Origin of the sequence: Maribacter aurantiacus, assembly GCF_005780245.1 — a bacterium.
GTDB lineage: Bacteria > Bacteroidota > Bacteroidia > Flavobacteriales > Flavobacteriaceae > Maribacter > Maribacter flavus.
The window spans coordinates 139,437-158,444 of record NZ_VBUK01000007.1 but is presented as its reverse complement, the minus strand read 5'-3'; the positions used below and the strand labels follow the sequence as shown (position 1 = coordinate 158,444).

The 19,008-nt window shown below is 42.6% G+C and carries 14 protein-coding genes and 1 tRNA gene; 13 read left to right on the top strand and 2 right to left on the bottom strand.

Annotated elements, in window-relative coordinates; genetic code table 11:
- Positions 1 to 77: 77 nt before the first annotated feature.
- The gene (locus FEK29_RS12575; protein ID WP_138258789.1) at positions 78 to 374 is read left to right on the top strand and encodes a thioredoxin family protein; all 297 of its coding nucleotides are present in this window, start codon (positions 78 to 80) and stop codon (positions 372 to 374) included.
- A gap of 31 nt (positions 375 to 405) precedes the next feature.
- Here the strand turns inward: FEK29_RS12575 and FEK29_RS12570 are convergent, their stop codons facing one another.
- Positions 406 to 3,759 carry a DUF2723 domain-containing protein gene (locus FEK29_RS12570; RefSeq protein WP_138258788.1) on the bottom strand — a complete coding sequence of 1,118 codons (3,354 nt, stop codon included), beginning with the start codon at positions 3,757 to 3,759 and terminating at the stop codon, positions 406 to 408.
- A gap of 168 nt (positions 3,760 to 3,927) precedes the next feature.
- On the opposite strand from FEK29_RS12570, the gene FEK29_RS12565 reads away from it, so the two are divergent.
- The 6 genes from FEK29_RS12565 to infB all read left to right on the top strand — a co-directional run bounded on the left by FEK29_RS12565 (position 3,928) and on the right by infB (position 9,609).
- A tRNA-Gln gene (locus tag FEK29_RS12565) sits at positions 3,928 to 3,998 on the top strand.
- A gap of 181 nt (positions 3,999 to 4,179) precedes the next feature.
- Positions 4,180 to 4,578, top strand: coding sequence for a response regulator (locus tag FEK29_RS12560; protein WP_138258787.1), 399 nt, complete (start codon positions 4,180 to 4,182; stop codon positions 4,576 to 4,578).
- 103 nt (positions 4,579 to 4,681) lie between these two features.
- Positions 4,682 to 5,011, top strand: coding sequence for a hypothetical protein (locus tag FEK29_RS12555; protein ID WP_138258786.1), 330 nt, complete (start codon positions 4,682 to 4,684; stop codon positions 5,009 to 5,011).
- A gap of 167 nt (positions 5,012 to 5,178) precedes the next feature.
- A complete protein-coding gene (gene rimP / locus FEK29_RS12550) occupies positions 5,179 to 5,640 on the top strand; it encodes a ribosome assembly cofactor RimP (protein WP_138258785.1) in 462 nt (153 codons plus the stop codon).
- 12 nt (positions 5,641 to 5,652) lie between these two features.
- The gene (gene nusA, locus FEK29_RS12545; RefSeq protein ID WP_138258784.1) at positions 5,653 to 6,885 is read left to right on the top strand and encodes a transcription termination factor NusA; all 1,233 of its coding nucleotides are present in this window, start codon (positions 5,653 to 5,655) and stop codon (positions 6,883 to 6,885) included.
- Positions 6,886 to 6,927: 42 nt separating this feature from the next.
- Positions 6,928 to 9,609 carry a translation initiation factor IF-2 gene (gene infB, locus FEK29_RS12540; RefSeq protein WP_138258783.1) on the top strand — a complete coding sequence of 894 codons (2,682 nt, stop codon included), beginning with the start codon at positions 6,928 to 6,930 and terminating at the stop codon, positions 9,607 to 9,609.
- A gap of 43 nt (positions 9,610 to 9,652) precedes the next feature.
- Here infB and FEK29_RS12535 read toward each other — a convergent pair whose 3' ends face one another.
- A complete protein-coding gene (locus tag FEK29_RS12535) occupies positions 9,653 to 10,024 on the bottom strand; it encodes an SPOR domain-containing protein (RefSeq protein ID WP_138258782.1) in 372 nt (123 codons plus the stop codon).
- A gap of 230 nt (positions 10,025 to 10,254) precedes the next feature.
- Here FEK29_RS12535 and FEK29_RS12530 point away from each other — a divergent pair, with 230 nt between their 5' ends.
- Genes FEK29_RS12530 through FEK29_RS12505 form a run of 6 tightly spaced genes read left to right on the top strand, consistent with a single transcriptional unit; the run spans position 10,255 to position 19,007 of the window.
- Entirely contained in the window at positions 10,255 to 11,637 is a 1,383-nt protein-coding gene (locus tag FEK29_RS12530) for a cytochrome c3 family protein (protein WP_138258781.1), read from the top strand.
- Positions 11,638 to 11,669: 32 nt separating this feature from the next.
- Positions 11,670 to 14,783: a TAT-variant-translocated molybdopterin oxidoreductase gene (locus FEK29_RS12525; RefSeq protein ID WP_138258780.1), complete on the top strand. Its 3,114-nt coding sequence runs from the start codon at positions 11,670 to 11,672 to the stop codon at positions 14,781 to 14,783.
- 31 nt (positions 14,784 to 14,814) lie between these two features.
- A complete protein-coding gene (gene nrfD, locus FEK29_RS12520; protein WP_138258779.1) occupies positions 14,815 to 16,563 on the top strand; it encodes an NrfD/PsrC family molybdoenzyme membrane anchor subunit in 1,749 nt (582 codons plus the stop codon).
- Between the two features lie 3 nt (positions 16,564 to 16,566).
- Entirely contained in the window at positions 16,567 to 17,097 is a 531-nt protein-coding gene (locus FEK29_RS12515) for a DUF3341 domain-containing protein (RefSeq protein WP_138258778.1), read from the top strand.
- A gap of 2 nt (positions 17,098 to 17,099) precedes the next feature.
- Entirely contained in the window at positions 17,100 to 17,660 is a 561-nt protein-coding gene (locus FEK29_RS12510; protein WP_138258777.1) for a c-type cytochrome, read from the top strand.
- 15 nt (positions 17,661 to 17,675) lie between these two features.
- Positions 17,676 to 19,007, top strand: coding sequence for an urease accessory protein UreE (locus tag FEK29_RS12505; RefSeq protein WP_138258837.1), 1,332 nt, complete (start codon positions 17,676 to 17,678; stop codon positions 19,005 to 19,007).
- Position 19,008 lies beyond the last annotated feature (1 nt).

Here is a 19,008-nt window from a genome sequence, read left to right as displayed (position 1 = left end):
TTCTACACAATACATGGGGCCGGCGTTGTATTTTAACATTTTTTACTACATTTGGCTTGTAACGCAAAGCCGATTCTATGTCTAAATTTGGTGAACTTATAGACTTGAACGTTCCCGTGCTGTTGGATTTCTATGCAGAATGGAACGAACAATCCACTGCCATGCATCCCGTATTGCGCGATGTGGCCGCTGCCTTGGGAGACAAAGGTAAGGTCATAAAAATCGATGTGGACAAAAACAAGGAACTTTCCCAGGCATTGCGTGTTAAAGGTCTTCCCACCTTAATGATCTATAAAAAGGGCGAAATGGTCTGGCGCCAAAGTGGCGAGCAAGACGCAAAAACCCTCATAGGCATCCTAAACGAGTACGTTTAGCGGCAGTTTTTAATTTTCCTTCACCCCATTTTTATTCGATCGGGTTGCCAATGGTATCCTGCAGTAAATCGGTCGTAGTTTTATCCGTACTGATTGTATCGCTCATGGGCAAGGTATCTATTATCATATCCGGGTCGTCCTGATATTCGCCTTCGGGCATTTCAAAACTATCCTCGTCCTTGTAGAAATGTTGGAATTTGTCTATGTACTCGTTGAATATCAAAGTCTCTTTTTCCGCAAAATCCTTTTCATCGTTGGCGATTACGGTATCGATGTTTCTTCGGTAGGCTTCCATATCGGCTATGATATCGTCAATATTACTGTATTGTTCGTCCAAACTTGTGGAAGCATAGTACTCCAAACGTTCCTGATATTTTTTCTTTAAGACCCCGAACAACTCTCGAGCCTTGGTAGTTTCCCCAACTTTGTAATAACCATCCACAAAAGGCTCAACCAGTGAATAATAACCAAAAATTTCTACGGGCATGTTGGTCAAGGAAATTTCGATAATTTCCTTGGCCCTGTCCATCTTGTTCTCTTTAATTAGGGCTTCCATCAATCGGGCGAGGTTTCCTCTGTAACTTACACTTTGAATCCTCGTTTGGGTGTCATGGTAAATATTCTTGTCGCCGGCGTTGCCCCAGTCCCATTTTGTTACGATGTCGTACATCAAATCTGTATCAATACGGCCCATTTCAAAGGAGTTGGGTCTTTCGGTTCTAATAGGAACCAATTTATAGGCCAGGCCGTCCAATTGCAGATAGTCCTTCATCCAAAGGTATTCCGCATCGTCAAAACTTCCTCCAGAGAAATAGAGGGGTCTTTTCCAGTCATTGTTGGCAAGGATGTCCAACATCATCATGCTCTTTTTGGTAATGACACTGGGTAAGTTAATATCGATATAATCCACGATTACGGCGGAATCCTTCGGTTTTACCAAACCACTTTCCAAAACATTCTTTTTGTTTACGGGAACACGGATTTTGTTCGTTGGGTAGTATACCATGTTCTGGGTATTTTCTGAATAGTTACTTAAATCAGCACCCTGTTGTTCTAATAAATAACCCAATTTTGTGCGCGGTTTGTCACTATCGATCCAATTGATGAAATCCTTAATGGGCCACCTGTTTTCCGTAATACCTTGATGATATAAAACATCCCTGGAACCAAACCGATATTTATCGTGTTCAATCTGCGAAGGAATTGGGTCGCTATCGTAGGCCTTTCGCTTCATTTGATCTATGTACCAATCCGTTTCGAACAAGCTTGTACAAACGATACGGACATCCGTACGGTATTTTTCTATTTCTTGGGCGTACCATAACGGGAAGGTGTCATTATCCCCGATGGTGAACAAAATGGCCCCGGCATCTTCCTGGCAGGAGTCCAAGTATGATTTTGCGGATGAATTTGCCGTAAACCTATTGGAGCGGTCATGGTCGTCCCAGTTCTGAACGGCCATCACGGTGGGAACCGCAAAAAGACACGCCACCACGACCACAGGCGCCAAAATCTTTGGTGTGATCCAATCCTTGAATCCGTCGTAGAGTCCATATACGCCGAGACCTATCCAAATAGCGAATACATAAAAGGACCCTACCAAGGAATAGTCACGTTCCCTAGGCTGAAAAATATAGGGATTGGTGTAAAACTGTATGGCAATACCGGTAAAAAGGAAAAAGACCATGAGCACCCAGAACTGTTTGGGGTCTTTGGACACTTGAAAAACCAATCCAATAATTCCCAAAAGGAGCGGTAAAAAGAAGTAGGTATTCCTGCCCGGATTGTTCAGGATGTCGCTTGGGAGATTGTCTTGGCTACCCAATCTTGCACTGTCGATAAAGTTGATACCACTTAGCCAGTTTCCGTTGTCATTGTATCGGCCTTGAACATCGTTCTGTTTCCCTACAAAGTTCCACATGAAATAGCGCATATACATGTAGTTGAACTGGAATTCGAACATGTATTTAATGTTGTCCCAAACCGTAGGTGGCTGTACTTCAATATAATCGCTGAATCTTTTTATAAAGCTGATGTATTGGTCCGCATCTATTTCACCATTTTCAAAGCCTGTCTTCACTTGATTGATGGCTTCGGCCAAATCTGCATTGTATTCGGTCATTTTAAAATCCAACGGGCCAAAATACTGCATGTAGTTGGAAGCATGCTGTGAGCTCCACATTCTGGGTAATAAGCCCTGATGGTCTGGATTGGGACCCTGTTCGGAATTTTTGTATTTGTTTACGATAATATATTTCCCCAAGGTATAATCCTTTTCATACTTGGGGGTGCCGTCCCTATCCTCACCTGCGGGAGCGAACATATCTGAATAATACGAACCGTAAACAGGGCTGTCCACCCCGGGATATTGCTCCCTGTTGTAGTAGGCCAAAAGTGCCCGGGCATCCTCCGGATTGTTTTCATTGATGACCACCTGTGCATTGGCACGTATGGGAAGCATCAACCAAGATGAGAACCCCAGAAAAAGAAACATCAGGCAAAGGACTATGGTATTTGCAACCTTGTAATTGTTCTTTCTTGTGTAATTAAGGCCGAAATAAAAGGCCCCTATAAACAAAAGTCCGATAATTATGGAACCCGAATTGAATGGGAGGCCAATGGTATTGATGAAGAACACCTCGCCCCACCCGAAAAACATCAGCACATAAGTAAGGGAGAATTTATAGACCAACATCAAAATGGCAATAACGATGATATTGGCCAAAAGGAAATTTTTAACAGTGGTCTTTTTATAGGTCTTAAAATAGTAAAGTAGTCCAATGGACGGAATGGCCAAGAAGCCCATAAACTGGACACCAAAGGTAAGACCAACCACAAAGGAAATTAGCACGAGCCAACGGTCGCCCCTAGGGTCATCCAGATTGTCCGTCCATTTAAGTCCCAGCCAAAGCAAAAGGGCCATAATCAAACTGGCCGATGCATATACCTCGGTCTCTACCGCATTGAACCAAAAGCTATCTGAAAAAGTAAAGGCCAAGGATCCAATAAGACCACTTCCCAATATGGCAATTGCTTTGCTATTGGTCATGGGGTCATTACCGTCCAATAATTTTTGCGCTATATTGGTAATGGTCCAAAACATGAACAGGATTGTAAAGGCACTTGAAACCCCGGAAACTAAATTGACCATCATGGCAACTTGGCTGGGTTCCATGGCGAACATGGAAAAAAAAGCACCGATCATCTGTAACAACGGTGCCCCAGGAGGATGCCCTACCTGTAATTTAGCCGATGTGGCTATATACTCCCCGGCATCCCAAAAACTATTTGTTGGCTCAACGGTAATAAAGTAAGTTATGAAGGCAATAAAAAAGACGGACCACCCAAGAAGGGTGTCCCATTTTTTGAAGTTCTTTGAAAACATGGAACCTTGGTTAAAGCTATCCGGCGAAAATACTAATTTATATAGATACCCACCCATTATTTTTATAAACCTTTAACAGGCAGGGAAATAGGTATTTTTACTTATTTGGCTTAAAAAATGTTTGTTCAAACCAAACTTTGTTTTAAATTTGCACGCTCTTAAAGGTATTGGCCCATGGTGTAATGGTAACACTCCGGTTTTTGGTACCGTCATTCTAGGTTCGAGTCCTAGTGGGCCAACTAATAAGAATATGAAATCCCAGCGTCCTAGATGTTGGGATTTTTTTAATTTATCACTTGAATATGTTGTTTAAATTTTCACGCAAACCAACCTTTGATGCATATAATTTGGTAGTTCACCTTTAAAAATTATCTGGTTGGTTCAAAACGGTTAAATTCACGGTCTCAAATCTTGAATTGTATGCAGATACACCTTGTGACCCTAGATGATTCCAATATATGGTTGAATATTGCGGAAAGATTAGCACAGTCTAACCCATTGATAGCAAGTGTCTCAAAATTTAATGATCCCATGGACGCTTGGATATATTTACAGACTTCGCATGCCAATGTATTGATGACGGTCATAGAAATGCCCATGTTGGATGGATTCTCTTTTGTAACCATGTTCGGAAGAAAATTGCATATCATTTCAAGTTCCACTAGGGAGGAATTTGCCAGCTATATAATGAAATTGGGATGTTCCAACTTTTTGTCGAAACCATTTTCCAAGGAGGCGTTTGATACCGCTATCGCAGATATATATCAAAAGGCGTCCACCAGTAAACATTCAAGAAAAGTGGTAAGGACTTTTGGTTGATATTTCGTACATTGTCCATTGATTGCATCAATAAAATATTGGAAAAACGACCGCGCCTTAAAGGTTGCCACTTAGCTTTGTACCACCCATAAAACTAAATGTTATGAAGTTGACCACAAAAAGTTTAAAGATCATTCTCATAGTTGTGTTGCTTGGTTTTGGGGTGGGTATTTACCTTCAGGATTTACAGCATGGAAAGAGTACCCAGCATGCCTGGAAGGCCAATAGGTATAATCTATCTAGATTCGATAAAATTACCGAGTACAACAAAAAAATGAACGCCGGTAACTGGCAGATGATGCGCGATAGCATTCAAGGTCAATTGGATACCTTAATGATATTAAGGTTTAGAAGAGAGGTCGATAGTATTAATAATCTGAATAGTCAGGATGGGAAACCGCAAACGGCTCAATTTTTGGGAGGATTGAGGTGAGAATAAAACTATTTCCACTATAATATGTGTGGGGTTTTCTTAAATTATTTGATTGAATTCTAACATCTTATTGCAAACAACAAAGAATATTGTATATTTGCAGCACTGAAAGAATAAAAGTATTCGTGAGGGGACAATTTGTCCCCTCTTTTATTACTTGGTTTTTTATGTTGAAGGAAAAGGTTAAGGAATTACTGGAAATGGGATTAGAAGAAGATCCTTCGTTATTTTTAATCGATTTTACGGTGTCCCCGGATAACAAAATTAAGGTAGTGATCGATGGTGATGCCGGTGTGACCGTAAATGATTGTATCAAGATAAGTAGGGCCATTGAACATAATTTGGATCGGGAAGAGGAGGACTTTTCCCTTGAAGTTGCTTCTGCCGGGGCAACGGCGCCCATGGTGATGCCAAGACAATATAAAAAGAATATAGGAAGAAAATTGGAGGTTGAGACTTCTGGTTCGTCATTCGAAGGTAAGCTGACACAGGCCAATGATGAATATATCGTTTTGGAATGGAAAGCTAGGGAACCCAAACCTGTTGGTAAGGGAAAAGTTACAGTGCAGAAAAGAGAGGAGATTCCCTTTTCTGATATTAAAAAAGCGAAAGTTGTATTAAAATTTTAATTGTAATAACCAATGGAAAATATTGCGTTAATCGAATCTTTCTCGGAGTTTAAGGATGACAAGTTCATAGACAGGGTAACACTTATGGCAATTTTGGAGGATGTTTTTAGGAACGCCCTTAAAAAGAAGTTTGGGTCCGATGATAACTTTGATATCATTATTAACCCGGACAAGGGAGATTTGGAGATTTGGCGTAACCGGGTGGTGGTCGAGGATGGCGAAGTGGAAGACCCCAATGAGGAGATATCTCTTTCTGAGGCACGCAAGATAGAACCGGATTTTGAAGTAGGCGAGGACGTGTCTGAAGAGGTGAAGTTGATCGATTTGGGGAGACGGGCTATTTTGGCACTCCGTCAAAATTTAATCGCCAAAATCCATGAGCACGATAATACCACCATATACAAGCAGTTTAAAGATCTTGAGGGAGAGATTTATACCGCTGAGGTGCATCATATCCGTCACAAGGCGGTTATTTTGTTGGACGATGAGGGCAATGAAATTATTCTTCCAAAGGACAGACAGATCCCATCGGACTTTTTTAGAAAAGGGGACAATGTTAGGGGTATCATTGAAAGTGTAGAGTTGAAAGGTGCCAAGCCCACTATTATCATGTCCCGAAGCTCTCCCTTGTTCTTGGAACAGTTGTTTTTTCAGGAAATACCGGAAGTTTTTGATGGTTTGATCACCATTAAGAAGGCGGTGCGTATCCCCGGTGAAAAGGCAAAAGTGGCGGTAGATTCATACGATGACAGGATAGACCCGGTAGGGGCCTGTGTAGGTATGAAGGGGTCGCGGATCCATGGAATCGTTAGGGAGTTAGGCAATGAGAACATTGATGTAATCAACTGGACTTCCAACCCCCAATTGTTGGTTACAAGGGCTTTAAGCCCTGCAAGGGTGTCCTCAGTGAAACTGGACGATGAAAAAATGACCGCCCAGGTATACTTAAAGCCAGAGGAAGTGTCCAAGGCTATTGGTCGAGGAGGTCATAATATTCGCCTGGCAGGTCAATTGACCGGTTATGAGATCGATGTGTTCAGGGAAGGTGTTGAGGAAGATGTGGAGTTGACAGAGTTCTCCGATGAAATCGATGGTTGGATCATTGAGGAGTTTAAGAAAATAGGGTTGGATACGGCCAGGAGCGTTTTGGAACAGGACGTGGACGATTTGGTAAAACGTACCGACTTGGAGGAAGAGACAATTATAGAAGTTGTACGTATCCTAAAAGAAGAATTAGAAGATTAGCTATATATTAGCGGATAAATAAAAGAACGGGAATCAGTATTTATGGCAGATAATCCAAAAATAAGACTTAATAAAGTTCTTCGAGAGCTTAATATTTCCTTGGACAGGGCGGTAGATTACTTGAACAGCAAAGGACATGATGTGGACGCAAGGCCGACTACAAAAATCTCCGATGAGGTATATCAAGTGCTATTGGACGAGTTCCAGACCGATAAGAGCAAGAAAGTTGCTTCAAAAGAGGTAGGGGAGGAAAAGCGAAAGGAGAAGGAAGCCATACGGGTCCAATTGGAGCAGGAGCAGGAAGAACGAAGATTGGCACGTGAAAAAAGAAATGCTGCCCAAGAAGAAAATAGACTTACGGGAAAAGTGGAGCTTGCCGGACCCAAAACGGTTGGTAAAATCGACCTGAACCCAAAGAAAAAGGAAGAGCCTCCTAAACCAAAGGAGGAAGAAAAGGTACAGGAACCGGAAAAGGTATCCGAAGAAAAGAAGGAAGAAATAAAACCGCAAGCCGAAACACCTGTAGCTGACAAGCCGAAGGAGGTAGCGCCTGAAATTAAATCAGATGAGCCCGAAACCTTGGAGACCCAGTACAAGAAGTTATCCGGACCAAAAATTACGGGCGATAAAATAGACCTTTCCAAATTCCAGAAGCCGAAAAAGAAGAAGGAAGAGAAAAGTAGTTCGGACAGTTCAGACCGTAAGAAGCGTAGAAAGCGTATTGTAAGTAAAAATACCTCGGGTCCCGGTCAATCTAAGGGTGGTAATTCCAACGACCGCAAGGGCAATAGACGCTTTGCGGCTTCCAAGGTAGAGCCTACTGAGGAAGATGTTCAAAAGCAGGTGCGTGAGACCTTGGAGAAACTGCAAGGAAAATCCAAAAAAGGCAAAGGTGCCAAGTATAGAAGGGATAAGAGAGATCAGCACCGTCAGCAAACGGAAAAAGACCTGGAGCAACAAGAACTGGAAAGTAAAATCCTTAAGGTTACCGAATTTGTTACCGCCAGTGAGGTTGCAACGATGATGGACGTTTCCACTACAGAGATTATTTCGGCCTGTATGTCATTGGGTATCATGGTTACTATGAACCAGCGATTGGATGCGGAAACACTTTCGATTGTTGCGGAAGAGTTCGGCTATGAGGTAGAATTTGTAACGGCGGATATTGAGGAGAGTATAGTTGAGGAAGCGGATACTCCCGAGGATTTGGAGCCTAGGGCACCTATTGTTACGGTAATGGGACATGTGGACCATGGTAAGACATCTTTGCTTGACTACATTAGGGAAGAGAATGTAATTGCTGGTGAAAGCGGAGGTATTACCCAACATATTGGGGCCTATGCTGTCACCTTGGACAATGGTCAAAAAATTTCATTTTTAGATACACCGGGTCACGAAGCTTTTACGGCGATGCGTGCAAGGGGTGCTCAGGTGACGGACATTGCAATTATTGTAATTGCCGCGGATGATGATATTATGCCGCAAACTAAAGAGGCCATAAGTCATGCGCAAGCTGCAGGTGTGCCTATTGTATTTGCTATCAATAAGGTCGATAAGCCAACGGCAAATCCCGATAAAATTAAGGAAGGACTTGCCCAGATGAATTTATTGGTGGAAGATTGGGGCGGTAAAATTCAGTCACATGACATTTCAGCCAAGACAGGGCAGGGTGTTCAGGAGCTTTTGGAAAAGGTATTATTGGAGGCCGAATTATTGGAATTAAAGGCCAATCCCAACAAATTGGCTTCTGGTACTGTAGTAGAGGCGTTTTTGGACAAAGGAAAAGGATATGTATCGACAATCTTGGTGCAGGCTGGTTCCTTGAATATTGGGGATTATGTATTGGCCGGAACAACCAGTGGAAAGGTAAAGGCCATGCAGGACGAGCGAGGAAAGAGCGTTACCAAGGTCGGCCCATCGCAGCCTATATCCATCTTAGGTTTGGATGGTGCGCCACAAGCAGGGGATAAGTTCCATGTCCTACAAGATGAGCGTGAGGCCAAGCAGATTGCGGCCAGAAGGTCCCAATTACAGCGGGAGCAATCTGTTAGGACACAACGTCATATCACATTGGATGAAATTGGAAGACGTATAGCCTTGGGCGAATTCAAGGAATTGAACATTATACTTAAAGGTGATGTGGATGGTTCCGTTGAAGCTTTGACTGATTCGTTCCAGAAACTGTCTACCGATGAGATCCAGGTGAACATTATCTACAAAGCTGTTGGGCCTATTACGGAGTCCGATGTTTTATTGGCCTCCGCCTCGGATGCTATCATCATAGGATTTAATGTTAGGCCGATGGGCAATGCCAAGGCCATGGCAGAAAATGAGGAGATAGACATCAGGATGTATTCCATTATTTACGACGCCATAAATGATTTGAAAGATGCGATGGAAGGCATGCTTTCCCCGGAAATGAAAGAGGAGATTACCGGTACTGCCGAAATCAGGGAGACCTTTAAAATATCCAAAATTGGCACCATTGCAGGCTGTATGGTAACAAGTGGAAAAATATTTAGGAATTCCAATATTCGCTTAATTAGGGACGGTGTAGTAATTTACACGGGTGAACTGGCATCCTTGAAGCGCTTCAAGGATGATGTCAAGGAAGTTTCCAAAGGGTATGATTGTGGTCTCCAAATCAAGAACTACAATGACATCAACGTAGATGATATCGTGGAAGCCTTCCAAGAGGTAGCCGTTAAAAAGAAGTTGAAATAAAGCGATACGGATTGATTGAATAATAAAATAAAAAATCGGCCTTTTAGGTCGATTTTTTTGGTTTTAAGAGCATGGCATTGGGGTATTTTTTCCGCACCTCGTTGAATTTGCGCTCAGCCTCCAATTTAGATTTAAATTTACCAACTCGAATTCTGTATGTAGGTGAGTCGAAATCAATTTGTGAGGGTAGATCTGGGAAGTCGATTTCCACATTGCTTTTAATCTCTTGGGCCTTTTCGTTATTGCTTACAAAACCAACTTGAATCCTGTAATAATCGTTCTTGTCCAAGGTTTTCTTGTAAAGCTCCAACAATTGTGTTATTTGAACATCCTGATCAATGGAGATAGTACCTTCCTGGGCGTTCGCAAAGGTTGCAAAAAGTAAGGTGAACGCTATGTAAATGACATTTTTCATCTAAAAATGGGATGTTTTAGTTCCCTTTGCAAATGTAAATTTTTAAGGAATAAAGGGTTAGCATTTTTAACTATTTAGAATAATTATAAATTATAAGGTATAAAGACATTAACCTTTTACCAAATAAAGTCTATGTCGTATTTTTGCCATCGATTAAGGCATTTTTTTACCGTTTGTCGTTAAAATGCGGGCTAAAATCGTGCCAAGATTCCGATTGAAATATTCTATGTATGAAAAAGGTACCGTACCGCAATCAATTTTCTAAAGTCTTTGTTTTTAGTTTAGTAGTTAGCCTACTTTTTTCAGTTTCTTTATCGGCGCAAGACGCTGCTGCGGAGTCTGCTGATGTTTCTGTAGAGTCAACAGAGGCTGCTTCGACCGATGGTGATCCGGCTGCCGGTAAGGCTTTGTTCAATCAAAATTGTGCGGCTTGCCACGCATTGAATCGCAAGATGACTGGCCCTGCCCTGGCAAACGTCGAAAGCCGTTTGGCCGAAGAAGAGGGGTTGGATAGGGAATGGTTGTACGCCTGGATAAAAAATAGTCCAGGGGTGATTAAGTCCGGGGATGCTTATGCGGTAAGGATTTACAACGAATACAATCAAGCGGCTATGACCGCTTTTCCTACGTTGACCAACGAGGATATCGACAATATATTGGCGTATACCGCTGCTCCGCCACCGGCTCCTACAGCCCCGGCTGCCGGAGAAGCTGCTGCGGTTACGGCGGGTGCTGCTTCCGGGGGCATTTCCAATGAAATGATTTTGGGTGCTTTGGCCCTCGTTTTCGCTTTATTGGTCGTAATGTTGTTTTTGGTAAATAACACCTTGCGAAGAATAGCCGAGGCGAATGGAATTTCCATAGAAAAGGAAAGGGCTGAAAAGAGGGTTCCAATTTGGAAGGCCTTTGCGCAAAACCAGTTCTTGGTACTGGTAACCGTAATTTTTCTACTGTTAGGTAGTGCTTATTTTGCGTACGGATGGATGATGCAGATCGGTGTCGATCAGGGGTATGCTCCCATCCAGCCCATTCATTATTCCCATAAAATACACGCGGGCGATAATAAAATCGAGTGTAAATACTGTCACTCGTCAGCAAGGGTATCCAAACACTCCGGAATTCCTTCCTTGAATGTCTGTATGAACTGTCATAAATCCATTTACGAGTACAAGGGTAATCCTGAGGGGCCTTCGGCTGAGGATTTGGCGAACGGTTATACCAATGAGTTTTACACCAAAGAAATCAAGAAGTTGTATAAGGCTGTAGGTTGGGACGAGGAAAACCAAAAGTATACGGGTGAATCACAGCCTGTGGAATGGGTCCGAATCCACAATTTGCCTGATTTCGCCTATTTTAACCATTCCCAGCATGTTTCCGTAGCCGGTGTCGAGTGTCAGACATGTCATGGTCCGGTTGAGGAAATGGAGATAATGTATCAATACTCTCCTTTGACCATGGGATGGTGTATCAATTGTCACCGCGAGACAAACGTTAAAGTTGAGGGTAACGAGTATTACGAAAAAATTCACGCAGAGCTTTCCAAGAAATATGGTGTTGAGAATTTGACAGCGGCCCAAATGGGTGGTTTGGAATGTGGAAAGTGTCACTATTAATTTATATAAGAAGCTAATTACAGATATTACGTATGGCATCAAACAAAAAATATTGGAAAAGCGAAGCGGAGTTAAACCCTAACGATTCCATTGTTGAGGCACTAAGACAGAATGAATTTGTGGAACAGATTCCTGCGGATGACTTTTTGGGTGATAAACAAAATTTGTCGTCAACAAGTACCAATAGAAGGGATTTCCTAAAATATATTGGTTTCAGTACCGCCGCGGCTTCCTTGGCCGCTTGTGAGGGGCCCGTTATAAAGTCCATTCCCTATGTGGTTCAACCAGAGAACATTGTTCCCGGCGTTGCTAATTACTATGCCACCACCATAGCAAATGGATTTGATTTTGCCAGCGTACTTATCAAGACCCGTGAAGGTCGCCCAATTAAAGTGGAGAACAACACCTTGGCCAAAGTAGGCGGTGGCGCTAATGCTAGGGTTCAAGCTTCGGTACTTTCTTTGTACGATAGCACGCGACTACAAGGTCCTATGGCCAATGGAGAGCCAATTGAATGGGATGCCTTGAACTCAGCGGTAACCGCAAAAATGAATAGTCTTAAGGGTTCTTCGAAAAAGGTTGTTTTGCTTACGCAGACGTATGCAAGTCCTTCAACGGATCGTTTGATTATGGACTTGATGACCGCTAATGAAAATGTGGAGCACGTATCCTATGATGCTATTTCAGAGGATGCTGCACTAACGGCCTTTGAGCAGGCTTATGGTGAGCGCGCTTTGGCGGATTATGATTTTGAAAAGGCGGATTTGATCATTTCCTTTTCTGCTGATTTTCTAGCGGATTGGCAAGGAGGAGGATATAGTTCTGGATATTCCAAAGGACGTGTTCCAAAAAATGGAAAAATGTCCAGACATGTACAGTTGGAGGCGAATATGTCCCTAACGGGTGCAAATGCTGATAAAAGATTTCCTTTGACGCCAACGGCGCAAAAGGTCGTTCTGGCAAAATTATATGGTAAATTAAACGGAACCTCAGTAGGAGGAAATACGTCTGAGTACGATGCCATTGTGGACCAAATTGCTGCCGAGGTTAAGAAAGCGGGTTCCAATGCAGTTGTCTTGACCGGTTTGGATGATGTAAATGCACAGTCCGTTGTTTTGGCGATAAACAAAATGTTGGCAAGTAAAGCATTTGACCCATCAGCTCCTAGATACATTAGGAAAGGAAGCGTTAAACAATTGGAAAGTTTGATTTCCGATATGAAATCCGGTAGGGTTGGGGCTTTGATTATGGATGGTGTAAACCCAATGTATTCCCTGCCTAATGCGGCCGACTTTAAAGAAGGTCTTGAGAAAACAGATCTTTCAGTTTTGTTTACTACCAATTGGAACGAGACTTCGGAAGCGGTTCAATACACAGCGGCTTCCAACCACTATTTGGAGTCCTGGGGAGATGCCCAGTTCAAAAAAGGACATTACAGTTTAATGCAACCCACCATCAAGGAGTTGTTCGATACAAAACAGTTCCAGTCAGCCTTATTGACTTGGATGGGGATTGAAAGTTCTTACTACGACTACATTAAGGATACATGGAGTGCCAATATCCTTAACGGTTCAAGTTGGAACCAAGCATTGCAGGATGGGGTGTTTGTCGCTCAAGCCACTGCAATAGATATTGAAGGTGAACTGGTTGCGGTTGAAGAAGAAACAGAAATCGAAACTAGTGCAGTGCCTATTGCCTCTGCTGTGCGAAGTTTGGCCAATGCCACTAGTGGCGGTATGGAACTAACATTGTACTCAAAAGTAGGTATGGGTGATGGGCAGCAGGCAAGCAATCCATGGTTGCAAGAATTTCCGGATCCAATCACAAGAGTTTCCTGGGATAACTATGTCACTATTTCAAAAGCGGACGCAGAATCCTTAGGAGTTAAGAATGTGAATGTTGCCAATGGCGGTATGGATGGCGATTATGTCAACCTAACCGTCAACGGTGTTACAATTCAAAATGTGCCCGTTGTCGTTCAGCCCGGTCAAGCAAAAGGATCTGTGGGTCTCTCTTTTGGTTACGGTAAGACCGTAGGAATGAAAGAAGAGATGCAAACCGGTGTCAATGCTTTCAAACTGTACCAAGGATTCAATGCAAATCAGGTGGTGACAGTCGAAAAGACTGGTGGTAACCATGAGTTCGCATGTGTCCAGCTGCATAAAACCTTAATGGGTAGGGGCGATATTATCAAGGAGACTACTTTAGAAATATTCAATACAAAGGACCATGCGGAGTGGAATCACGTTCCCCAGGTTTCTTTGAACCATCAGGAGGTTCCTGCAACTTCCGTCGATCTTTGGGAAAGTTTTGATCGTTCCATTGGACATCATTTCAATCTGTCCATCGATCTGAATGCCTGTACGGGATGTGGGGCTTGTGTGATTGCGTGTCACGCCGAGAATAACGTGCCTGTAGTAGGTAAGAAAGAGGTGAGGGTTTCTAGGGATATGCACTGGTTGCGTATCGACAGATATTATTCTTCAGAAGATTCTTTTGAGGCGGACAATACTAAAAAGGAGGAATTGGATGGACTTTGGGGTGACAATGGTTCCCTAGGAGGTTTTGGTGAAATGGAAGATCCATCGGATAATCCTCAGGTAGCCTTCCAGCCGGTTATGTGTCAGCATTGTAACCATGCTCCTTGTGAAACGGTTTGCCCTGTTGCGGCTACGTCACATGGTAGACAGGGTCAGAACCAAATGGTCTATAATAGATGTGTAGGTACCAGATATTGTGCCAACAACTGTCCATATAAGGTGAGAAGGTTCAACTGGTTCTTGTATAACAACAATGATGAGTTCGATTTCCACATGAACAATGATTTGGGTAAAATGGTATTGAATCCAGATGTAAATGTTCGTTCAAGAGGGGTCATTGAAAAATGTTCTATGTGTATTCAAAAGACACAAAAAACAATTTTGGATGCCAAGCGTGAAGGAAGAACAATCCAGGATGGAGAGTTCCAAACTGCTTGTTCCGCCGCCTGTGATAATGGAGCTATGGTATTTGGTGACATAAACGACGAGAGCAGTAAAGTGGCAGAACTAAAGGAAAGTAACCGTATGTACCATTTATTGGAGCATGTTGGGACAAAACCAAACGTTTTCTATCACGTAAAAGTTAGAAATACCAACGAAGCATAACAATACTAGAAAGTAATTATAATAGAAGTCTATGGCGTCGCATTACGAAGCACCTATACGAAAACCCTTAGTACTTGGAGACAAAGGATACCATGATGTAACCGTGGATATTGCAGCTCCTGTAGAGGGAAGGGCCAATAAGCATTGGTGGATTGTTTTTTCCATTGCCTTGGTGGCATTTCTTTGGGGAGTAGGTTGTATTATTTATACTATATCAACAGGTATCGGAACCTGGGGATTGAACAAGACAGTTAACTGGGCTTGGGATATTACAAACTTTGTATGGTGGGTAGGTATCGGTCATGCAGGAACCTTGATTTCTGCGGTACTGTTGTTATTCCGTCAAAAATGGAGAATGGCTATCAACCGTTCGGCGGAGGCCATGACCATTTTCTCCGTTATCCAGGCCGGTCTTTTTCCAATTATCCACATGGGTAGACCCTGGTTGGCCTATTGGGTATTGCCAATTCCAAACCAGTTCGGGTCCTTGTGGGTAAACTTCAATTCGCCGCTTCTTTGGGACGTATTTGCGATTTCGACGTATCTATCCGTTTCCTTGGTGTTTTGGTGGACAGGTTTGTTGCCGGATTTTGCCATGTTACGCGATAGGGCCATTTTACCCTTTCAGAAAAAAATATATAGCTTATTAAGTTTCGGTTGGAGCGGTCGTGCAAAGGATTGGCAGCGTTTTGAGGAAGTTTCCTTGGTTTTGGCAGGTCTTGCAACACCCTTGGTACTTTCGGTACATACCATCGTATCGTTTGACTTTGCTACATCAGTAATTCCTGGTTGGCATACGACCATCTTCCCTCCATACTTTGTTGCAGGGGCGATTTTCTCCGGGTTTGCCATGGTAAACACTTTATTGATTATCATGAGGAAGGTTTGTAGCTTGGAGGCCTATATAACGGTACAGCATATCGAGCTAATGAACATCGTAATCATGATTACAGGGTCAATCGTTGGTTGTGCCTATATTACCGAGTTGTTCATGGCATGGTATTCTGGAGTGGAATATGAACAATATGCCTTCTTGAACAGGGCTACCGGACCTTATTGGTGGGCTTATTGGGCCATGATGACCTGTAACGTGTTCTCACCCCAATTCATGTGGTTCAAGAAGTTAAGAACAAGTATTATGTTCTCCTTCTTTATTTCCATTGTCGTAAATATTGGTATGTGGTTCGAGCGTTTCGTGATTATCGTTACCTCCTTGCATAGGGACTATCTTCCATCCTCCTGGACTATGTTCTCTCCAACATTCGTGGATATTGGAATTTTTATCGGAACAATAGGATTCTTCTTTGTACTCTTTTTATTGTACTCGAGAACCTTCCCGGTTATAGCACAAGCGGAAGTTAAGTCGATACTTAAATCATCTGGTGAGAAATATAAGAAACTAAGGGATGCCGGTCAGCCGCTTTATCAAATCTCAACGGACAGGGTTATTGTTAAGGAAGAGCCCGTTGTCACCCAGGATGTGGTAATGGGCGAAGTTGAGCCAACCAAGGGCGATAAAGTTGGGGTAAACGAGCTATTAAGCAGCATTGGAACCTTTGATGCTACCAAAGAATCTCCAGATGACCTTAAAAAGGTCAAGGGAATAGGACCTCAGATGGAGGCGACTTTAAACGAAATCGGTATCTATACCTTTGCCCAGGTGGCAAGAATGACTGAAAAGGAGTATGATTTGTTGGACTCGATTACTGGTTCCTTCCCTGGAAGGGCGCAGCGTGATGATTGGGCCGGACAAGCAAAAATTTTAAATAACAAAAAGTAGGCTATGGCATCTAAAGTTATACAAGCATTTTACAATGATGATGATGTGCTAATGCATGCTGTCAAAAAGGTTAAGGCTGCCAAACATCACATTGAAGAGGTCTACTGCCCCTTTCCGGTGCATGGTCTTGATAAGGCGATGGGATTGGCACCTACCAGAATAGCCATTACTTCCTTTTTATATGGCTGTGTGGGTCTGACCGTTGCCATCGTAATGATGAACTTTATTATGATCAAGGATTGGCCACAGGATATTGGTGGAAAACCAAGCTTTAGTTATATAGAGAACATGCCGGCTTTTGTGCCCATCATGTTTGAGCTTACGGTCTTCTTTGCTGCGCACTTGATGGTAATTACCTTTTATCTGCGCAGTAGGTTATGGCCTTTCAAGAAAGCTGAAAATCCCGATGTAAGAACTACCGATGACCATTTTGTTATGGAAATTGAAATTCATGGGAACGAACAGGAGTTGAAGGATTTGCTTGCGGGTACTGGTGCTGTAGAAATTAATATATCAGAAAAAAACAGTCATTGAATATGAACAGTTTTCTAAAAATTACGGTCATAGGATGTTTATTGGTAGTTATAGCCGCTTGTCAGGATAAGCGCGAACCAAATTACCAGTATATGCCAAACATGTATGAACCGGTAGGTTATGAAGCCTACAGTGAGGTGGATATTTTGCCTTCAAACCAAGAGGCAATGGTTCCACCGGCAAATACCATCAACAGGGGTTGGTTGCCTTATGAATTTGAGAATTCCCCAGAAGGCAAGGAGCTTGCGAGGTTAAATTCCAGCCCATTGGATTCTTTGGCCAAGGACGCCAATTTGGCTGCGGGAGCGGAAATGTATACTATTTACTGCGCAATATGTCATGGTGATAAAGGCGATGGTCAAGGGACTTTGGTAAAAAGGGAAAAAATACTTGGTGTGCCCAGCTATGATGATCCGGCAAGAAACATTACAGTTGGTACGGCATATCATGTTCAGATTTATGGTTTGAACTCAATGGGATCGTACGCATCCCAAATGAACACGACCGAAATGTGGCAGGTCGCCGAGTATGTAATGAAGCTGAAACAAGATTTAACCAAATAATAGGTGAACAATACTATGTATACGTTTTCGAATAGACTAAAATTAGGTTCCATCATATTAATGGCCGTAGGGTTATTGGGAATTATTGGTGGTTTTGTTATGGCTCCTGGCACCGTTGAGGAGGCGAAGGCCATGGTTGCCGCCCACGATGATGGACATGGGGGTGGACATGAAGCCGCTGCTTCGCACGACTCGGAAAATTCCCATGCTGCTGCAGCGAGTCATGAAGGTGACCACAGTGCCTCACATGATGAGCATTTATTGGATCAGCTTAAGAATAGACCTTGGGCGGCCTTGTACGTAGCAGCCTTTTTCTTTATGATGATCGCCTTGGGCGTGTTGGCCTTTTATGCGATACAAAGGGCGGCACAGGCAGGTTGGTCCCCTTTGCTTTTTAGGGTTATGGAGGGAATTACGGCTTATTTGGTTCCTGGCGGTATTATCGTATTCGTAATTTTGGTGCTGTCCGTACTTCACATGAACCACTTGTTTATTTGGATGGACGCAGATGTGGTTGCCCATGATGAATTGTTGCAAGGGAAATCGGGTTATTTGAATCCTACCTTCTTTTTGATTAGGGCGGCTATCTTTTTAGGTGGTTGGATTGCCTATAGGGAATATTCTAGAAAATTGTCCTTGAAACAGGATGAATCCAATGATAACTCAAACTTTAAAATGAATTTTAGGATTTCCGCTGCATTTTTGGTTTTCTACCTTATTTCGGAATCCATTATGTCCTGGGATTGGATTATGAGTGTTGAACCACATTGGTTCAGTACCTTGTTCGGTTGGTACATCTTTGCAAGTATGTTCGTCTCGGGTATTACCGTAATAGCCATGGTTACTATCTACTTAAAATCCAAAGGATACTTACCCGATGTAAACGATAGTCATATTCACGATTTGGCTAAATTTATGTTCGGTATCAGTATTTTCTGGACATATCTTTGGTTTTCCCAGTTCATGCTAATATGGTATTCCAACATTCCAGAGGAAGTCACGTATTATGTAACAAGAATCGAGGATTATAAATTGCCTTTCTTTGGTATGGTAGCAATGAATTTCTTGTTCCCATTATTACTTTTAATGAATAGTGATTATAAACGTATCAATTGGTTCGTTGTTATGGCGGGTATCGTTATTTTGGCCGGACACTATATGGACATCTTTAATGCCATCATGCCGTCTACTGTGGGAGATCAGTGGTTTATTGGTATTCCAGAAATTGGGGCTATATTGTTTTTTGCTGGATTGTTCATTTTCTGGGTGTTTAGGGCGCTTTCAAACGTACCTTTGCAACCAAAGCGGAATCCATTTATTGAAGAAAGTAGACACTTTCATTATTAGT